Origin of the sequence: Streptomyces sp. S4.7 (assembly GCF_010384365.1) — a bacterium.
Lineage (GTDB): Bacteria > Actinomycetota > Actinomycetes > Streptomycetales > Streptomycetaceae > Streptomyces.
On record NZ_CP048397.1, the window covers coordinates 1895043 to 1909492 of the forward strand.

Here is a 14450-nt window from a genome sequence, read left to right on the forward strand (position 1 = left end):
ACTCAGCCCTATCGGGCGACGACAGGCCCTGGGGGCGTCCGCCGCAAGGGGGCGACATGGCTCCGGGAAGGGGACGGTCGGCCCCTGCCCCGAGCTCCGTCGCGCCGCCACGCTGGAGGAACCGATGCGGAGCACCACCGGAACACCGGAACACCGGGCGAGAGGTCGTGGGAGTGATGGAGGTTCCGGTGGTCGCGGGAGTCGACGGATCGCAGGGCAGCCTCCGCGCGCTGGACTGGGCGGTGGCCGAAGCGGCGGGCCGCGGCCTGCCGCTGAGAATCGTCCACGCGTCCGTCTGGGAGCACTACGAGGGAGTACGGTCGGGGCTCGCCGCGGACCGTCCGTCCGAGCAGGTGTACGCCGAGACTCTGGTCGCCATGTCGCAGGAGCGCGCGCGGAGTCTGTCCGCCGAGGTGGAGGTGACCACCGACATCCGGCCCGAGGAGCCCGTGACGGCGCTTCTGGAGGAGGCGGACGACGCCGCTCTGCTCGTGCTGGGCTCCCGGGGACACGGCCCGGTCGCCGGCATGCTGCTGGGCTCCGTGAGTCTGTCCGTCGCCGCGCGGGCGCGCTGCCCGGCCGTCGTGGTCCGCGGCCGGGGGCCGGACGCGCGGCAGCCGTCGCGGCCCGGCGACGGGCACGTCGTTCTCGGGGTCGGGGACACCGCCGCGAGCGGCGCCACGGCGCGCTTCGCGTTGCGTGCGGCGCGGTCGAGGGGGTGCGAACTCGTCGCCGTACGCGCCTGGCACGGCCCCCGTCATCCGACCGTGCCCCATTCGCCCTCCGACAGTGATCAGTTGACGGCTCGTCGGCGACAGGCGGGCCGGTACGTGGACACCGCCCTCGCTGTGGGTGAGGGCCTCGCCGAGGTGACCGTCCGTCGGAAGGTCGTGCGGGGCACGGCCCACCAGACGCTGCTGGAGACGGCGGCCCCCGCGGATCTGATCGTCGTCGGTGCCCGCCGGCGGCACGGGGCCTTCGGCCTTCAGCTCGGGCAGGTCGATCACGCGATGCTGCACTACGCGCCCTGTCCCGTCGCGATCGTCCCGGAGCGGGAGCAGGGAGGCGCGGTATGACACGTCCCGTGACGGCCGGCATGAACAACACGGTGGGGAGCGTCGGCGCCGCCTGGTGGGGTGCGCACGAGGCGTCGCTCAGGGACGCGCCCCTGTGGCTGGTCAGCGCGTGGGAATGGCAGCCCTACTCGCGGGCGTCGCTCGGCTCCAACGAGATGGCCGAGCAGTGGTCCCGCCGGGTCCCGGTGGAGACGGCAGCCGAGATCCACCGCTCCTACCCCCAACTCGACATCAGGACGCAGCGGTTGACCGGGCCGCCGCCGGAGATGCTGCGCCGCGCCGCCTCGGAGAGCCAACTGCTGGCCATCGGTGTCGGAGGGCTGGGCGGACGCACCGGATTCCTCGGAGGGTCGGTGGCCTCCGCCACCGTGTCGGTCACCGAGCGGCCCGTCGTGCTTGTCGGTTCCGGTCGTCGGGCGGTGGAGCGCGGCGAGCAGACACCGGGCAACGACAATCCCGGCCCGGTGGCCGTCGGCCCGGTGGTGGTCGGCGTCGATCTCGGCCGTCCGAACGAGGAGGCGCTCACGTTCGCCTTCGAAGCGGCGTCACTTCGCTCGGCACGGCTCGATGTGATTCACGGCCGGCACCGTCCCCCGGCGCGGGACGAAGAGATGCTTCAGAACGCTCTGGCGCCGTGGTTCGAGCGCTACCCGGACGTCGCCGTCCGGGAGCACTCCGCGAACGGCAGACCCGCCCGGGAGTTGGCGGACGCCGGTACCGGGGCGGCACTCGTGGTGCTCGGCCTCGGGGCACGCCATCACCGGCGGGGCGTCATCCGTATCGGACACCTGAACCACGCAGTCCTGCACCGCTGTTGCGCTCCGGTGGCCGTGGTCCCACAGCGACAGGAGCCGGGGCCCATGTTCCCGGCGTCGCCTCGATGAGGCGGAAGACGTCGTGTCGTGAGCGACGACCTCGTCGTAACCCGCTGTGACGAACGTCGTGTCCGTCCCGCCCGGCGCGAGCGCCGGCAGCGATCTGGTCTCCGTGGTCATCCGCGGACCCCGCCCGCACATGAGCCGGCGCCGGCGGACCGGCCGGGAGATCGCATGCCGTCACTGCGGCGGCCCCTCCCCCACCCGCTATTCGCGGTTGGCGAGCGCTTCGGCCGGTGCCGTGCGCAGTGCCCGGCGGGTGGGGAGTTCGATCGTGAGGAAGGAGATGGTCACGATCGTGAGCGCGACTGCCGGGAGCAGCCAGACCGGTCCCGCCGGCCAGGGGCGGCCGAGGAAGCCGACGCCGAGCAGCGCGAGTGGGATCACGGAGACCGCGAGTCCGGCGGTGAGTGCGGCGGCCGCGATCAGGGCCGCTTCGCGGCGCATCATGGCGCGAATCTGGCGCGGGGTCGTGCCGTTGAGCCGCAGAGTGGCGATCTCGGTACGGCGCTGGGCGGTGGTGGCGGTGAGTCTGTTGGCGATGCTCAGGAGGAGGTAGCCGAGGAGGACGACGATGGTGGCGAGGTTGATCCAGACCTCGGGCGGAGCGTCGTCGAGGCCGGCGCCGGTGGTGTCGGCGGGCGAGAGAGCCAGGCCGGGGCGGGCCGAGACGAGGGCGGCGAGGCGCTCGCGCGTCGCCCCGGCGGCATCGGAGGCGCCCGAGGCACCGGAGGGGGGCGAGGCGCCGGCGGTGTCGGTGCGGATGAGGATGCTCTGGTCGAGGCGCGTGGTGGTGTGTTCCATCGCGAGATCGCGCGAGAGGACGACCGGGCCGAAGCCGAGGTCTCGGCCGTAGACGGCGACGACCCGTGGGGTGACGTGCGTGCCGTCGCCGAGGATCAGCCGGATCCGCTGCCCGACGGAGGCGCCGCGCGAGCGTGCCACGTCGCCGCCGACCGCGACCGTGTCGCCGGTGAGACGGGCCAGGCTGCCGGAGCGTACGTCCAGGTCGAGCACGTCCGGCGCGTCGGGGGTGAGGATCATCGCGGACGCCGACTCGACCACCCGGTCGCCCAGTTGCTCGTACGGCCACAGGACGGTGGTGCTCGTGACGGGAGCCGCCCCCCGTACGCCGGCGGTCTCCCGTACGGCGGCGAGCGTGCCCTCGGGCAGCCCGCCGAGGCCGGGCGCGGTCAGCCGTTCCCGGGCCAGGGTGCCGGCGCCCACGTCGTCGGTGGTGGCGGTCAGCACGGTGGTCTGGGCGAGGGTGTAGGTCAGGGTGAGGACGACGGCCATGGCGAGCGTGCTGACGACCCCGGCGATACGGATCGCGTAACCGCGGACGTTGGACATCGCCAGCCAGGTGGCGGGCGAGGCACCGGCCGGCAGCCGCCGGGAGAGCGTGTCACTGACGCGCCGGATCAGGGCGGGGCCGGCCAGGGCGAGGCCGATCGCCGCGAGAATGCCGGCGATGGAGGTGGCGGTCGCTCCGAGCGCGGTCCGGGCGAGCAGCGGCACCACCGAGAGGGTCGTCGCGGTGACGACGAGCAGCAGACCGGCGCGGGTCCGCAGGCGGGAGGGGTGGCGCGGCTCGCTGCGCGACTCGGCGACCGCGCTCGATCACCGCGCGGTGCGGGACACCACGCGGATGGGGCCCGGCGTCGAACTCCACCAGCCGCCCGTCCGCCGACCGCGCGGCTTCGAGCGCGAGGCGGTGCGCGGCGTCCCGGTCCAGGGCGCGCCAGCGGTCGAAAGTGAGGTCGGCGAGAGACATGACGGAAATTGTGGCACCTGCCTCTGACATGGCCGGGGAGTTGAGGGCGCGCGGCCCGCCCCGGGCGCCTGATGCGCCAGGTCAGTGGCCGGTTGTCGGTGGCCGGTGTCACCATGAGTCACATGGAGAAACTGGGGCGGGAGCGTTGTGTGGAGCGGTCGGGCGTGCGGGCATCGCCCGGCGGCGGGCGGTCGGAGCCGATCCGTGCCGTGGGGCACCGGGGGTCACGGCGGACCGGACGATGAGCGGCGTCGAGGCGGAAGTCATCCGGACGGAGCGGCTGGTGCTGGTGCCGCAGCGGGTGGAGCACGCGCGGGAGATGGCGGATGTGCTGTCCGACCCGGCGCTGCACACCTACATCGGGGGTGCGCCCGCGACCGCCGACGAGTTGCGCTCGCGCTACGCGCGCATGGCGGCCGGACCTGCCGATCCGGCCGAGTCCTGGTGCAACTGGGTCATCCGGCTCCGGGAGGGCGAAGAGGACGGGGAAGGCGAAGAGGGCCCGGGACAGGGGCCGTTGACGGGAACGGTCCAGGCGACGATCAGCCCGGCGGTTCCCGGGGAGAGCGGGCCCGGCTCGTGGCTCGTCGCGGAGATCGCCTGGGTGGTGGGGAGCGCCTTCCAGGGGCGGGGCATCGCGAGCGAGGCGGCGCGCGGGCTGGTCGGCTGGCTCGTCCGGCGCCCGGTGCGCGACATCGCCGCCCATGTCCACCCCGAGCACGCGGCGTCGAGGGCCGTCGCCCGCGCCGCGGGTCTGGAGCCCACCGACGAGTGGCACGACGGCGAGGTGCGGTGGGTCAGACGAGGAGCCAGGTGATCACTGTCAGGGACAGCATCGAGCAGAGCGTGGACAGGATGACGGTGTCCCTGGCGAGGTCGGTGTTCAGCCGGTACTCGGAAGCGAAGATGAAGGCGTTCTGCGCCGTCGGCAGTCCCGCGCAGATCACGACGGCGAACAGGGTGTGGCCGCTCAGTCCGAACAGCCAGTGGCCGACGGCGTAGGCGAGCAGCGGCTGGGCCACGATCTTGAGGGCGACCAGCAGGGCACGTTCGGCGCGTGCGGAGGAGTCCGCGCGCACCCGGGTGTTGAGGGACATGCCGAGCGCGAAGAGGGCGGCCGGGACGGCGGCGTCGCCGAGCAGTTCGAGCGGTGCGGTCACCTCGGCGGGCAGGGGCCGGCCGAGGGCCGACACGGCCACTCCGGCGAGGGAGGCCGCGATGATCGGGTTCCGGAAGGGCAGTTGGAGCATCCGGGCGACACGTCCGCCGGTCTCGCGCCGTACGTCCAGATCGAGGAGAACGAGCACCACCGGCGCGATGAAGAGCATCTGGAAGAGGGCCACGGTGATGACGAAGGAGGTGTCGCCCAGGACGTGTACGGCCACCGGGATACCGAGGTTGGCTGAGTTGACGTAACCGGCCGCCATCGCGCCGATGGCCTGTTCGGCCTGGCCGCGCCGGAACATCCAGCGGCTGACCAGGAGTCCGGCGGCGAAAACGACGATCAGGCTGATGGCGAAGACGAGGACGCCGACGTTCAGCAGGGCGGTCACGTCGGCTCCGGCCATCGCCAGGAACAGCAGTGCCGGCATGGCGAAGGTGAAGGCGAAGCGGCCGAGGACGTGCTGGGCCTGGTCCCCGAGGACGTCGTGGCGCGCGGCCAGCCATCCGAGGCCGGTGATCACCCAGATGGGCAGGAAGCCGAAGAGGACGGCGTTCATCGCGTCCGCGCACGGGTCGGCGGTCGCGGCGGCTCTGTCGCGGGCGACCGGCGTGTGTGCACGTGTATGTGTATGTGCCCGGCTTCGGAGGAGGTCACCGGCCTCAGCATGCCGGACACGTCGGCCGAGCGGGCACCCGCCCCCGCCGGCCCGCCCCCGGACACACGGAACCCCGGTACCGGACAGGTGCCTCCACCGGTCCCGTACCGGGGCTTCGCTATCTCACCGCCCCCCGCCCGTCGGCGCGGTCGGCCCCTTCAGCGCCCGTAGCGGATCAGGGCACGCACCATGCGGCACGTCGTGTCCGACGGCGGATGGATGCCCGTCAGCGACGCCGTCGCACGGATCTTCCGGTTGGTCGCGTTCGCCGGGTGGTACACCCCCGAGTCGAGCAGGGCGATGGCGAGGCGCATGGCCTTGAGGCGGCGGTTGTGGGTCTCGTACCACTCACGGGGCTGTCCCGCGGGCAGTGGCTTGCGCTGCACGGTCCTGGCGGCTGGCTGTGTGATGTCGAAGAGCTTCGTCGTGATTGTGGCAACGGCCATCGGCGACCTCCCGGCACGGTGGTGGAACCCTCACGAACACTCACAATTCTACCTCCCCCCACTGACAATCGCCCCTGGCCAGACGGTGTTTGAGGAAGACTCGGCCGCAGTCGCCCGCGATGTCCCGCAGGGGAGGTACGGAGCCGGAGGGCGAACTGGTCCCGGTGTCTGGGAAGTCGCTGTCGGGACGCTTGAGCGGAAGCGAACAGGTCCGTGAGCCGGGCAAGTTCCTGATCCGCAACGCCCGGATCGAACGCGTGGGCTGAGATCGGTCCGCGGACATCGGCCCACGGACGTCAGCCGGTGGTCCCGCGACCGATCAGCCCCTCCGCCTCCGCGAGGATCTCCGTCAGGCGCAGGCCGAACCGCACGTCGCACGCGTGCGGTCGGCCCGTGCGCGCCGCCGTGAGCAGCGCGTCGATCGCCGTACCGAAGATGTCCGCCGGGTCGCCCCAGCCCTCGGGGAGTACCGCCGTCCCGTGCTCGCCCCGCAGTTCGAGCCCGGCGCCCGCACCCTTCTCCGGGGCGCTCAGACTCAGCACGGCCGAACTCGTCACGCCCGACGTGTGCGTGAGCACGAGATGCGTGAGGTCGGGCTCGGCCCGTACGGCCGTCACACCCGTCACGTCGCCCAGGATCGGCAGCAGCGCGGAGAGCGCGTGCGGGCCCACGTCCCACAGGCCGCCCTTCTCCCGGCGCCAGGGCGAGTCGGCGTACGGGCTCTTGTCGCCCGCCCCGTACAGCGCGCCGAGCCAGTGGGCGCGTGCCGTGAACCAGCCGCCCACCCCGGCCTGTTCCTCGACCCACTCCGCGCTCCCGGGGGCGAAGCGGAGCGTGCAGAAGACGAGTGAGGCGACACCGGCCCGTTCGGCGGCGTCCGCGACGGCGCGCGCGCCGGGCACGGTCGTCGCGACCGGCTTGTCCATGAGGAGGTGGCAGCCGGCCGCCGCCGCGCGGGCGGCGAGCGGGGCCTGGACGTCGGGCGGCAGGGCGAAGGCGACCGCGTCGCTCACGGCGAGCAGCGCGTCGAGCCCTTCCGGACCGCCCGCGCCACCCGCGCCGCCTTCACCGTCACCGTCGCTCTCACCACCGCCGGCGTACGCCTTGGTGCCGTGGGCGGCGGCGAGCGCGGCGGCGGCTTCCGGGCGCCGCCCCCAGACGCCGCTGAACACGACGTCCGGATGCGCCGCGATGGCGGGGGCGTGCGTGCGCTCGGCCCAGGGGCCGGTGCCGAGGAGTGCGATGCGTAGCTGGCTCATACGGATCAGTGTGCCGTCCGCACCCGCCCCGGCCCAGGGCGGACCGGGAATTGGGTGGCGCCGTACCGGACCCCCGGTGCTACGTTTCGAGGGCCGGCCGCGGGCCTCCGGTGCGACTTCCGGGACTTGCCTCTGAAGCAATAATTTCGCTGATCGCGCCCCCATGCCCCGGCCGGCTTCGCCATGCGCGGAGCCGTGACGCGCGAACGCACGGGGATACGGGGAGATGAGGACATCATGACGGAGGAGACCGGCTCCGACCTGATCGCGGCCGAGGACGTACTGCTCTTCGTCAACGCCGCCGTCACGTCTACCGGTCAGCGCGAGTTCCGCTCCGACACCCACCGGCAGCGGCTCTCGCTCGACTTCCTCCACGAGTACGTACGGGTCAACTACCGCACCGTGTACGCCGCTTCGCTCGCGCTCGACATCAACGACCACAACGCGGCGCGCATCGTGGAGCAGTTGCTGCGCACGGCGGGCGAGGCCGGGGAGATGGGCCCGGACCAGAAGCGGACGGAGGGCAGGCTGATCGCCGCCCGGCTGGCGCTGCTGCCGCCGCAGCGCGTCTACCGTCTCTTCCGCGCGCTCCGCGAGGCGAAGGTCTCCAACCGCCGCACCCGCGCGATCCTGCGCGACTGGCTGGCGGCCCGCCCGGACCTGGGGCTCGACGCGGTGAAGTACCGCGCCGGGCTGAAGACCGCGGCGCGCCACTTCCATCTGCCGCTGACGACGGCCACGGGCGCGGGCCCGGCGGCCGGGGAGCTGGGCGACTTCCTCTTCGCGCCGGGCGTGCGCCGGAGATACGAGCACGGGCTTCTCGACGCGCACCGCCGAGCGCGCTACGAGCAGGCCGCGCTCTACGAGCTGCCGTTCACCGTCGCCGAGGGCTTCGCGGCCAAGCACGGCGTGAAGCGCTCGGCGTTCGTGGAGCGGATCGCGCCCCGGATGACCCGGCAGGAACGGCTGCGCACACAGCGCGAGTCGGGCGCGGACGAGAAGGGTGCGGCGGTGCGGACGAACCTCGCCGTCATGCCGCTGACCAGGCTCGCGCTCTACGCCCTGTCGCTGCCGGTGGACGAGCGGATACGGCGGCGCGCGGAGCTGACGGGCGCGCTGCGCGAGGCCGCGCGCCGGGCGGCGGCGGCGCACGCCGGGACATGGGGGCGCGTCGCCGCCGTACTGGACGACAGCTACTCCTCGTCCGGTTCGGGCGAGAAGCGCCGCCGCCCGCTCGGTGTCGCGCTCGGCGGGCACTTCCTGCTGGAGGCGCTGGCGGCGCCGGGGTCGTACGGCGCGTGGTGGACCTCGGGCCGTACGGACCCGCTGCTGGTGCGCCCCCACGGCCCGACGCCGCTCGGTACGCGCGTCGTCGACGCGCTGGAGTACGCCCCCGACCGGCTGGTCATCGTCTCCGACGGCTGGGACAACGCCCCTCCGGGACTGGCGGGCGAGGTCCTGCGGGTGTGGCGTACGCGCCTGGACTCCGAGCGGCGTACGACGGTCGTCCATCTGAATCCGGTGTACGACGCGGACGACTTCGACGTGCGCCGGCTGGCGGCGAGTGTGCCGACGGCGGGGATCCGGGACGCCGAGGACCTTCCGGCGCTGGCGGAGATCGCGCAGTTCGCCGAGGGCCGCACCGGACTGGCCGAGCTCCAGGCGTATCTGGACCGGCGGACCGAGAACTTCCTGCTCAGGTACGAGGGAGGCGGGGGACGGTGACCGGGCTGGACTTCACCGGGCTGACCGTGTGCCCGGCGCAGGTGTGGGGCGGGGTGCGCCTCGTGCCGCTGGTGCGCGAGGAGCCGCTGCCGGGGCTGCGGTTGCACCGGGAGGTGTACGACCGGTTCGGCGAGGTCCTGGTGTCACCGGGCACGGGGTACGTGTCGTACATCCCGCACGGGCTGGTCGCCGACTGGTCCGGCGAACAATCGGCTTCCTACGGAACGCAGTTGGACACCGCGCGGCCCACGGGCACGGCGATCGTCCGGCATCACCGCATGGTCAAGCGGCGGCCTTCCAAGAAGAAGGGGCAGCCGGGCCGTGCCGTCACGCGCTGCCGGTTCCTGCCGCTGCATCTGGCCATGGAGGGCTATCTGGCGCTGCACTTCGGCGGCCCCACGATCGCCTGGACCCAGTGGTCGCAGGAGGCGTTGCGGCAGGGGCTGTCGCCCCGTTCCGAGGCGGCCTACCTCGGACTCGACGTGCCCGGACTCGCCGACGCGCTGCGGGTCTTCGAGATCCACCCGGGCCAGTGCGGGGTGCTCGTGTACGTCGCGGACGCGCTCGCCGCCGCCTTCGTGGTGCCGCACCCGGACGACTACCGCACCCTGCACCCGACGCTGCTCCAGGACATGTACGGGGAGCTGATCCACCAGTACGGCCACTTCGGCGCGCCCGTACCGGACTTCGAGGCACGACTCGGCGACGGGAGGCACATCGGGACACTCGCCGATCTGCGGGCCGCCACGCGTGCGCAGGAGCGCACGTGGCGCGAGTCGCACGACACGGTCATGGCGCCTGAACTGCTGCGCGCCTCCTACTCGTTCGAGCGGGTCCGCCGCATGGCGTCGTTCGACATGTACCGCTTCCTGCCGCCGTTCCGCCTCGACTCCGGGGGGCAGCACATCGGTGAACTGATCACCGACCACAAGGGGCGCACGGCGTACCTGAAGACGTTCCGGCTGGCCCCGGCACAGATCAGACGGGGTCATCTGCTGAACAGCCTGGCCGCCAACGACTGGCATCTGCGGCGGACGGCGGACCAACTGGGCACGACGCCCGAGGAGATCGTGCGCCGCATCCGCGCGGCGGGATTCGGCACGCTGCTGAAGTGACCGCGCTGCCGGGAGCGGAAGCCGGCTGTCGGCCGCTGAGGCCGGCCGGGGCCGAAGTCGGTTGTCAGTGCCCTGTGCCAGAGTGACTCCCATGCTGGCCATCAGGGTGAAGACGGAGAACTGGCAGGAACACGAGCGGATTTCGGCGGACCGGCTCGGGGAGCTGGTCGCGCGGATCGGGTGTGTCGACGACCAGTTCCTGACCGTGGACCGGATCCCCGACCGGCCGTACGTGTTCATCCAGGTGGTGCGGGACGGCGCCGGGAGCTACACGCTGGAGCACCGGGACGGCTCCCCCGACGCCATGCTCGGCACGGAGCTGCCGGACGCGGAGTCGGTGGCCCGGATCATGGTCGCGTGGGCCCGCCAGGAGCCCGGCTGGGACGCGGGAGTGGTCTGGGATCGGGTGGAGCTGCCGAGCCGCGAGCCGGTGCCGGAGCTCGACGACGGGACCCGGCTGGAGATCGAGCGGTACGTCCGCCGGCTGATCAGGCGCGGGTACGACGGACGGGAGCAGCTCGCCGAGGCCGCCGAGGAGTGGCTGGTCGACGGGGACGAGCGGCCCGTCTTTGCCGCGCAGGCGCGGCACATCGTGGACCGGCTGTGGCTGGAGCGGGTCGAGGAGCAGGCGGGCTGGGTGGGCGAGACCGACCCCGAGCGGATCACGGCGGTCTTCGAGGGACTGGACGCGCGGGGCGTCGTGGCCCGCGAGAACTTCGCCTGCTGTCGCGGCTGCGGCCTGGCGGAGATCGGCGCCGAACGCGAGGACCGCGACACCGGGACGGTGCGGGGCTTCGTCTTCTTCCACACGCAGTGCACCGAGTCGGTGGCTCTCGGGGGCGGGCTGTCCCTGTACTACGGAGGGTTCGACGGCTCGGAGGAGACGACGGCGGCTGTCGGCAGGGAGGTCACGGCGGCCCTGACGGGCGCGGGTCTGTCGGTGAAATGGGACGGTTCGCCGGGGTCCGCGATCGACGTGCCGGACCTCGACTGGCGCAAGCGGCTCGGCTGACCGGCGTCGTCCTGCCACCGGCCCGGACGACGCCGGCGCGGGCGCGCTCCGTGAACGGGCTGTCACCCCCATGAACGGCCCATGAAATGGCCAGTGGATCTCTCCGCGCGTATCGACCGGTGAGAGAGCACTCCTGCTGCGCCGCCGTTTCTGCTTCAATGAGGTCATGGCCAGCCTTCAGCACGACGCGTCGGGTCGCATCGGCCTTGAGCCGTTCTGGCCGTCCCGGCAGCATCACGACTTCGACCGGGTGTGTTGCCGCGCGAGGAACGCGCCGGCCCTCTAAAGCCTCTTCCCAGGCCTTCGGCCGTCGCGAATGACGTACGTCCCGTCCTGTCGACTCGACGACATCCTTCGCGCGAAAGAGCTGACCCCTCATGGCGAACTCCCGCCCCTTCTCCACCGTCACCGCCGCGGCCTCACCCACCTCCGGCCGTCACCGACTCCGAGCCGTCGACCGTGACGAGGTCGTGCCGCCCGGTGCGGCCGGTACGGCAGGTGCGGCCGACCGGCTCGTGGACTTCCTGCCGCCCGGCTCCACCTGGCTGCCCGCCCCGGCGCACACCCTGCCGACGCTGCCGGGCCGACCGCCGATGATCGGCTATCTCGTGCTCGTACCGGCCGATCGGCACCCGGTCGCCACCGCCTCGCCCACACCGGGGCCCGCCCCGGCTCCCGGCGTGGGCGAGGGGCCGGTGCGGATCGACCCCGACGAGCGGACCGTCGAGGTGGACGGCCGGCCGCTGGATCTGACGTACCTCGAATTCGAGCTGCTCGCCCATCTCGTGGCGCACCCCCACCGGGTGCACTCCCGCGACCAGTTGGTGACCACCGTCTGGGGTTACGGACACGTGGGCGACGGCCGGACCGTCGACGTGCATGTGGCGAGGCTGCGCCGGAAGCTGGGTGTCGAGCACCGTCACACGATCCGTACGATCCGCCGCGTCGGCTACAAGTACGCGCCGTAAGGGCCCGGGGACCTCGGTCCCCCGGCTCGGCACGGGTGAGGCCCCCGCCGGTTCGCCCGGCGGGGGCCTCGTACGCTTGTGCGGTCCGGGCTAACCGCCGGCTGCCGTACCGGCGCGGGCGGCCCGCGCCCGCGCCACCGCGCCGAGCACCACGTCCAGGACCAGGAACGCCACCAGCGTGATGCCGAGCAGCGGGACGAACCAGCCGGCCAGCGCCGCCGCGGCGATCAGCGGCAGCAGCACGGACAGCGGGACCTTGCGCCACGCCCCGCGTGCCATCGGCTTGCCCACACCCAGCTTCCGGTCCCGGGTGGGCCTGCGCTGCCACCACATGCGGTAGCCCCAGACGATGATCAGGATCAGCGAGAGGGCGAGGGCGGCGAGGAGCAGCTGGTTGACGACGCCGAACGTGAGGCCCATGTGGGCGTCGATGCCGATCCGGGTGAGCTGGGCGAGCAACGGGTAGTCGGCGAAGCGCAGTTCGTCGAGGATGAGACCGGTGCCGGGGTCGACCGAGACGGAGTCCAGCCGGAGCGGGAACTGGTTGTCGCGCTGCGCGACGACGTACGCCGTTCCTTCGGCGGGCGGTTTCACGGTCACCGGTCCGTCGAGTCCGGCCTGGCGCGCGGCGGTCAGGGCGTTGTCGAAGCCGATGTCCATGCCCTCGTGGTCACCGCCGTGCCCCTCGTGTCCCTCGTGCCCGTCGGCACCCGCCGCGCCCTCGCCGCTCCCCAGTTCGGCGGAGACGACGGGGGTGGCGCCGCCGAGCTGGTCCTGGACGGCGCCGATGTTCTCGCCCGCGTAGGTGGACCAGGTCAGGCCGGTCGCGGAGAGCGCCAGGAATCCCGCCGCCGCCCACAGTCCGAGCGAGCCGTGCCGGCCGAGGGTCCTGCGGCGTCCGGTGGCGCCGCGCTCGGGCCGCAGCAGCGCCCGCTTGGAGGTCCTTCTGCGGCCGATCCAGAGTGCCAGCCCGCCGAGCGCGACGACCCACAGCCAGCTCGCGGCCGTCTCGCTGTAGATGCGGCCGGGTTCGCCGAGATGCAGATGGCGGTGGAGTTCGGAGAGCCAGGTACGCAGCGGGAGGGCCCCGGAACTGCCGTAGCTGTCCAGCTCGCCGCGTATCTGGGCGGTGTGGGGATCGACGAACACGGCCAGCGACTTGCTCTCCTCGCTGTCCGGCATCGTCATCAGGACGCGGGTGGACTCCTCGTCCTCGGAGGAGGGCCAGACGGCGGTGACCTCGCCGTCGGGGTGCGCGGCGCGTGCCGCCTCCACCTGCTGGGAGAGCATGGCCGTCCGGTCGCTGTCCGGGGAGCGCAGCTCCTGACGGTAGACGATCTTCTCCGCCTGGTACGAGAGCGAGTAGAGCAGTCCGCTGACGGCGGCGATCAGCAGGAGCGGGGCGATGAGCAGGCCGGCGTAGAAGTGCAGCCGCAGGACGAGCGGGCGCACGGCGCCCCAGGTGGTCGCGGGAGCGGCAGGCTTCCCGTCGTTCGCCTTCTTGCCGTTCGCCTTCTTGGCGTTCGGCTTCTTGGCGTTCGGCTTCTTGCCGTTCGCCTTCTTGGCGTTCGGCTTCTCGGTGGTGGTGCGTGGGGAGTCGGCGCCCTGTACGGGGTCGTCAATGGCCATGACTGTCCTAGGAGTTGGCGTGGCACGGGGAAATCGACCCCCGGTCCCGCCCAGGTCAGACCATGGCGGTGGCGGCCCCGGAGGCCGTCGTTCGGATCGGGAGCGCTCGATGTGCGGGCGGTCCGCGCCGGGACATCGTGTGGGCCGGGACGGCGCCGTGCGGCCGGTGCGGCGCGCGGGTGCGGTGCCGGGACCGTACGGGCGGGGGTACGGCGAGCGGCCGGGGCGCGGCGAGCAGCAGCCCGAGCGGGGTGAAGGCGAAGGCGGCGACGGTCCGGGCGAGCCGGAAGAACGCGGCCTCGCCGCGGGCCAGCCACAGCGCGCAGCCCGCGCCCGCGAGCAGGTGGGCGGCGAGCATGGCGGGCGAGGTGTCGCCCGCGGCGGCGAGGAGGGCGGTCACGCTCCCCCGGCCCGCGCTCTCCCCCATGTCCGCGCCGGCGCCCGCGGGATGACCGTGGTTCCGCGCCGGCATCGCGCCGTGCGTCCCCAGGGCGGAGAACGTCATGTGCAGCGCGCCCTGCGCGGTGAGCACGGCGGGTGCGATGAATCCGATGCCCCGGCGCCGCCCGCCCGCGAGCCACGACAGTCCGGCGAGCACGGCGAAAGCCGCCGTGAGTACACCGGGCGGAATCTCGTGGCCCGACCCGGCGGATACGGACGAATGCCCCACCGCGGCCAGTGTCACGCACACCGCCGCGAGGATCGCGGCCCGCAAGGCGCGCATCGGCGACCGGGCATCTGTCATGGTGCG

The 14450-nt window shown here is 73.0% G+C and carries 15 protein-coding genes and 1 pseudogene; 9 read left to right on the forward strand and 7 right to left on the reverse strand.

Annotated elements, in window-relative coordinates:
* Positions 1 to 176: 176 nt before the first annotated feature.
* Complete coding sequence (locus SSPS47_RS08340) at positions 177 to 1076, forward strand: universal stress protein (protein ID WP_164249901.1); 900 nt, start codon at positions 177 to 179, stop codon at positions 1074 to 1076.
* Positions 1073 to 1960 (forward strand): universal stress protein, encoded by an 888-nt coding sequence (locus SSPS47_RS08345; protein WP_239064809.1) that lies wholly within the window; start codon positions 1073 to 1075, stop codon positions 1958 to 1960. The genes SSPS47_RS08340 and SSPS47_RS08345 overlap by 4 nt, the downstream gene beginning before the upstream one ends.
* A gap of 12 nt (positions 1961 to 1972) precedes the next feature.
* On the opposite strand, the pseudogene SSPS47_RS35250 reads toward SSPS47_RS08345, so the two are convergent.
* Both SSPS47_RS35250 and SSPS47_RS08350 read right to left on the reverse strand, forming a co-directional pair.
* Positions 1973 to 2071 (reverse strand): annotated as a pseudogene (locus tag SSPS47_RS35250) (AraC family transcriptional regulator); the annotation flags it as partial.
* A gap of 87 nt (positions 2072 to 2158) precedes the next feature.
* Positions 2159 to 3469, reverse strand: a complete 1311-nt coding sequence (locus SSPS47_RS08350; protein WP_164249903.1) for an ABC transporter permease — start codon at positions 3467 to 3469, stop codon at positions 2159 to 2161.
* A 19-nt stretch (positions 3470 to 3488) separates the two neighbouring features.
* Here SSPS47_RS08350 and SSPS47_RS08355 point away from each other — a divergent pair, with 19 nt between their 5' ends.
* Positions 3489 to 3752 (forward strand): hypothetical protein, encoded by a 264-nt coding sequence (locus tag SSPS47_RS08355; RefSeq protein WP_164249905.1) that lies wholly within the window; start codon positions 3489 to 3491, stop codon positions 3750 to 3752.
* Positions 3753 to 3966: 214 nt separating this feature from the next.
* Complete coding sequence (locus SSPS47_RS08360) at positions 3967 to 4542, forward strand: GNAT family N-acetyltransferase (protein ID WP_164249907.1); 576 nt, start codon at positions 3967 to 3969, stop codon at positions 4540 to 4542.
* Here the strand turns inward: SSPS47_RS08360 and SSPS47_RS08365 are convergent.
* Complete coding sequence (locus SSPS47_RS08365; protein ID WP_164249909.1) at positions 4523 to 5446, reverse strand: AEC family transporter; 924 nt, start codon at positions 5444 to 5446, stop codon at positions 4523 to 4525. The genes SSPS47_RS08360 and SSPS47_RS08365 overlap by 20 nt on opposite strands.
* A 257-nt stretch (positions 5447 to 5703) precedes the next feature.
* Positions 5704 to 5991: a hypothetical protein gene (locus SSPS47_RS08370; protein ID WP_147872689.1), complete on the reverse strand. Its 288-nt coding sequence runs from the start codon at positions 5989 to 5991 to the stop codon at positions 5704 to 5706.
* A 119-nt stretch (positions 5992 to 6110) separates the two neighbouring features.
* On the opposite strand from SSPS47_RS08370, the gene SSPS47_RS08375 reads away from it, so the two are divergent.
* Positions 6111 to 6257 (forward strand): hypothetical protein, encoded by a 147-nt coding sequence (locus tag SSPS47_RS08375; RefSeq protein ID WP_164247412.1) that lies wholly within the window; start codon positions 6111 to 6113, stop codon positions 6255 to 6257.
* A 30-nt stretch (positions 6258 to 6287) separates the two neighbouring features.
* Here the strand turns inward: SSPS47_RS08375 and SSPS47_RS08380 are convergent, their stop codons facing one another.
* A complete protein-coding gene (locus SSPS47_RS08380) occupies positions 6288 to 7250 on the reverse strand; it encodes a Gfo/Idh/MocA family oxidoreductase (RefSeq protein ID WP_164249911.1) in 963 nt (320 codons plus the stop codon).
* 237 nt (positions 7251 to 7487) lie between these two features.
* Between SSPS47_RS08380 and SSPS47_RS08385 the strand changes: the two genes are divergently transcribed.
* The 4 genes from SSPS47_RS08385 to SSPS47_RS08400 all read left to right on the forward strand — a co-directional run bounded on the left by SSPS47_RS08385 (position 7488) and on the right by SSPS47_RS08400 (position 12070).
* Positions 7488 to 8975, forward strand: coding sequence for a hypothetical protein (locus SSPS47_RS08385; protein ID WP_164249913.1), 1488 nt, complete (start codon positions 7488 to 7490; stop codon positions 8973 to 8975).
* Complete coding sequence (locus SSPS47_RS08390) at positions 8972 to 10090, forward strand: hypothetical protein (protein WP_164249915.1); 1119 nt, start codon at positions 8972 to 8974, stop codon at positions 10088 to 10090. Before SSPS47_RS08385 ends, SSPS47_RS08390 begins: the two co-directional genes overlap by 4 nt.
* Before the next feature lie 91 nt (positions 10091 to 10181).
* Positions 10182 to 11102 carry a hypothetical protein gene (locus tag SSPS47_RS08395; protein ID WP_164249917.1) on the forward strand — a complete coding sequence of 307 codons (921 nt, stop codon included), beginning with the start codon at positions 10182 to 10184 and terminating at the stop codon, positions 11100 to 11102.
* Positions 11103 to 11479: 377 nt separating this feature from the next.
* Complete coding sequence (locus SSPS47_RS08400) at positions 11480 to 12070, forward strand: winged helix-turn-helix domain-containing protein (RefSeq protein ID WP_164249919.1); 591 nt, start codon at positions 11480 to 11482, stop codon at positions 12068 to 12070.
* Between the two features lie 90 nt (positions 12071 to 12160).
* Here the strand turns inward: SSPS47_RS08400 and SSPS47_RS08405 are convergent, their stop codons facing one another.
* Both SSPS47_RS08405 and SSPS47_RS08410 read right to left on the reverse strand, forming a co-directional pair.
* A complete protein-coding gene (locus SSPS47_RS08405; RefSeq protein ID WP_164249921.1) occupies positions 12161 to 13699 on the reverse strand; it encodes a PepSY domain-containing protein in 1539 nt (512 codons plus the stop codon).
* 55 nt (positions 13700 to 13754) lie between these two features.
* Positions 13755 to 14444: a hypothetical protein gene (locus SSPS47_RS08410; RefSeq protein ID WP_239064810.1), complete on the reverse strand. Its 690-nt coding sequence runs from the start codon at positions 14442 to 14444 to the stop codon at positions 13755 to 13757.
* Between the last annotated feature and the right edge of the window lie 6 nt (positions 14445 to 14450).

What these genes read in the sequence shown, in the direction of transcription:
- SSPS47_RS08370 (WP_147872689.1), bottom strand. Translation starts at nt 5,991, where the DNA reads ATGGCCGTTGCCACAATCACGACGAAGCTCTTCGACATCACACAGCCA.
- SSPS47_RS08410 (WP_239064810.1), bottom strand. Translation starts at nt 14,444, where the DNA reads ATGACAGATGCCCGGTCGCCGATGCGCGCCTTGCGGGCCGCGATCCTC.
- SSPS47_RS08365 (WP_164249909.1), bottom strand. Translation starts at nt 5,446, where the DNA reads ATGAACGCCGTCCTCTTCGGCTTCCTGCCCATCTGGGTGATCACCGGC.
- SSPS47_RS08385 (WP_164249913.1), top strand. Translation starts at nt 7,488, where the DNA reads ATGACGGAGGAGACCGGCTCCGACCTGATCGCGGCCGAGGACGTACTG.
- SSPS47_RS08375 (WP_164247412.1), top strand. Translation starts at nt 6,111, where the DNA reads ATGTCCCGCAGGGGAGGTACGGAGCCGGAGGGCGAACTGGTCCCGGTG.
- SSPS47_RS08340 (WP_164249901.1), top strand. Translation starts at nt 177, where the DNA reads ATGGAGGTTCCGGTGGTCGCGGGAGTCGACGGATCGCAGGGCAGCCTC.
- SSPS47_RS08395 (WP_164249917.1), top strand. Translation starts at nt 10,182, where the DNA reads ATGCTGGCCATCAGGGTGAAGACGGAGAACTGGCAGGAACACGAGCGG.
- SSPS47_RS08380 (WP_164249911.1), bottom strand. Translation starts at nt 7,250, where the DNA reads ATGAGCCAGCTACGCATCGCACTCCTCGGCACCGGCCCCTGGGCCGAG.
- SSPS47_RS08400 (WP_164249919.1), top strand. Translation starts at nt 11,480, where the DNA reads ATGGCGAACTCCCGCCCCTTCTCCACCGTCACCGCCGCGGCCTCACCC.
- SSPS47_RS08345 (WP_239064809.1), top strand. Translation starts at nt 1,073, where the DNA reads ATGACACGTCCCGTGACGGCCGGCATGAACAACACGGTGGGGAGCGTC.
- SSPS47_RS08405 (WP_164249921.1), bottom strand. Translation starts at nt 13,699, where the DNA reads ATGGCCATTGACGACCCCGTACAGGGCGCCGACTCCCCACGCACCACC.
- SSPS47_RS08360 (WP_164249907.1), top strand. Translation starts at nt 3,967, where the DNA reads ATGAGCGGCGTCGAGGCGGAAGTCATCCGGACGGAGCGGCTGGTGCTG.